The following is a 3,105-nucleotide window of genomic DNA, read 5'->3' on the forward strand; positions in this document are numbered from 1 at the left end:
AGGATGAGTTGCGCTGCTTTTTCTCCCATTAAATAAAAATCGGTAGAGATGGTGGTGATGCCATTGAGAATGATTTTTTTGAGCGGCGTTTCATTGTAAGAAATAACACCCACCTGTTTGCCTACCTCCAGTTTTGTTTCAATAATTTTCTCAACCAATAAAACAAGATCATTTTCCATCAGGCTGATATACACTTCCCCTTCGTTGATAACAGCTTTTGTAACATTGGCAACTACTTCATAGTTAAAAGCAAACTGGTTACAAAAGCGATAGAATCCTTCCAGGATCTGTTTGGGATGATAGGTGTATTCCGGGAAAATAATTTTGATGGTATGATACCTGCTTAGTTGTTCCACCATCTGCTCCAGTGCTTCGTAGATATCTTTTTCAAATGCTTCGTACACGGCTGCAAAATCGCCGTTAACCCCAGGCAATAACTGATCAAGCAGCAACAATTTTTCTTTGGGTATGGTATTGATAATTTCGCAGGCTTTTTCGCCACCCTCTAAAAAATGAGGGATAATGACGTAGTTGGTATAATCATCTCTTTTATTCGTCAACAGTTTTCTAAACAAGGCAAAGTCATTGTTGTAGATATAAAAATCAATCACCGCATCTTTTCCTATGCTGGCCACAAAAGCATCGTACATTATTTTTTTGTGCGTACTTAGTTTATTAAACAGTAAAAATATTTTGACTGGTTGTTTTACGTCGGCGTTGCTGATAAAATATCCCTTGCCGGGTACCGATCCAATTACACCCAATTTCTTTAAGTGCTTGTAGGCTTTTTCAGCCGTGTCGCGGGAAATATCCAGTTCAAAACTCAGATCATTGATAGAAGGCAACAACCATCCTTTTTGGATATTTCCTTTCTCTACCGCATTTACAATAGAGTTGGTAAGCTGAATATATTTAGGCGTTACCGCATAGGCATCAATAGAAATAAAACTATAAATATTTTCTGAAGTCATGGTAGTCGACATAATTAATCACTTGCAAGATATCTATTTTTTCCTTGCGGTAAAGTTCGCAGCCATATTGGCGGATATTTGTAAAATAATGTATTTAATTTATTCGGGTTTTGTTACCCGACGCCTATTCCTGGGCTTATTGTTAGGTCTATGCATGCGAACCAAAAATCTACATTTCGTTTTTTTATTCTACGCTTCTGCGCCAATGGGAGGCAGCGCAAAAAGGTTAACACTATAGATATTGCTTAAAAAGACACCACACCGTCTTCCGAAAATTGCAGGATATTGTAATTGTAATATGAAGCAGCAACAAGGGCTTAGATTTGAATATAAAAATTCACATTCAGTTAATCAATAACTATTCAACGCAGTGCTATACAGGTAAAACAAGCAACACAGAATTTTGTGATGCCAATAGTAAGAACAATATCCTACAATTTCTACGTAAAATTCTCCTTTAAGAAAACGCCTGACTGGGCTTTCTGTTACTTTTTGATGACCAGCAACTTGGCATAAGTGGTACAGATGGATACGAATTTACTTTTTGTTAACTGCACTGAATGTTGACTTATAATAGCGAGACACTTTTTATCAAAAACCTTCAATAAACAAGTACTTATTTACTCCGAATAGCCTCTACCGGATCCATTTTGGCAGCCCTTGACGCAGGGAAAATTCCCGCCAGCATTCCGACTACCAAACAAATTATAACAGTACCTATTAAAAGCGGAATAGAAACAAATACAGGAAAATCGAACATCTTGGAAAATACAAGCGTGAGAATGTACACCAGCAATAAACCGATTGCACCACCCATCAGGCAAAGCATAGCAGCTTCCAGTAAAAACTCAAACAATATGCTGGAACGTTTTGCACCAATGGCTTTTTTAAGTCCAATCATACTGGTTCTTTCCTTTACGGTTACAAACATAATATTTGCAATGCCAAACATGCCAACAATCAGGCTGATAATACCAATCAGACCGCCTACAATATCCACTGTACTAAACAATCCGCTGATGGCTTTGCTGAACGCTTCCACACTGTTCAATGAAAAATTATCTTCTGTTGTAGGGCTTAATCTTCTTATTTGCCGCATTGCTCCCTGTAGTTCTGTACTTAGCTGCGAGGGGGTAACATTGGCTTTTCCTTTTGCAATTAATACCGGGTTACTGTAGTCTTCTGCAATAATTTGCCGGGCAAATTTATATGGCAACATTACGCAGTTATCATAATCCCAGCCAATAAAATTTTTACCTTCTTTTTTAATTACGCCAACAATATTTACCCGTTTGCCTTTTATTTCATAAAACTTTCCGAGTGCCCTTTCTGCGGTACCAAATAATTTTTCTGCATTGTCATAACCTATTAACCCTACCGCACTGCCACTGTTAAATTCTGCATCAGAAATAAAACGGCCAAATGCAAAAGAGAAGGGTTGCACATCTACCTGGTCTTCTGTAATACCATAAATAGAAACATTTTCAATAACATCATCTTTATAAGCAATGCTACCGCTGGAACGCATTAAAAAACTGATATTCTCCACCAGTTCGGAGCGTTGTTTTAAAAGAGCAACTTCCTCATATTTCATTATAGGTCTTGCTCTGAATTTCCAGAATGGTTTGTCAGGACCGCCACCGTATTCCCACTTATCTATATAAATGGTATTGCTGCCAAGACCGGCAACTTCGTTCTGTATATTATGTTCTAAACTGTTAACCGTTGCCAGCACACCAATAATACAAAAAATTCCAAATGCAACGCCCGTAAGACTGAGGCCTGTACGCAATTTATTGATCCGTAGCTCCTGCAAAGTGAGCCGTAAAGAGTTGCCAAGAATTTGAAGGGTTTTTTGCATAGTTCAAATGTACTGCAAGCAATTTTAACCGGTATTAAAAATTGATAAATGGTGAATTTGATGTTATTTTTATGCAAAAAGGGATACTTAAAAGTTTGAGAATTAATTGTCACAGGATACAATCCCAAAAACATCTAAAAGGTGTTTTTAGACAGGTCTCAATTTTATACAAATGAAAAGTGCTGAAATTGTAATATTTATGGTGGAGATATTGACTGGCTAATCGGCCATGGCAGATAAAATAAAACTGCATTATGCCATACTATTGGTAGA

2 protein-coding genes are annotated in these 3,105 nt (G+C 37.3%); both read right to left on the minus strand.

Annotated features, from left to right (window positions below; genetic code table 11):
- A partial coding sequence (locus H7254_RS14285) for a GntR family transcriptional regulator (RefSeq protein ID WP_301933604.1) occupies window positions 1–983 on the minus strand: 983 nt, incomplete at its 3' end.
- A 604-nt stretch (window positions 984–1,587) separates the two neighbouring features.
- The gene (locus tag H7254_RS14290; protein WP_301923148.1) at window positions 1,588–2,832 is read right to left on the minus strand and encodes an ABC transporter permease; all 1,245 of its coding nucleotides are present in this window, start codon (window positions 2,830–2,832) and stop codon (window positions 1,588–1,590) included.
- Window positions 2,833–3,105: the final 273 nt, after the last annotated feature.

It is taken from the genome of Ferruginibacter sp. (genome assembly GCF_014377975.1).
In the GTDB taxonomy this organism is placed as follows: Bacteria; Bacteroidota; Bacteroidia; order Chitinophagales; family Chitinophagaceae; genus Ferruginibacter.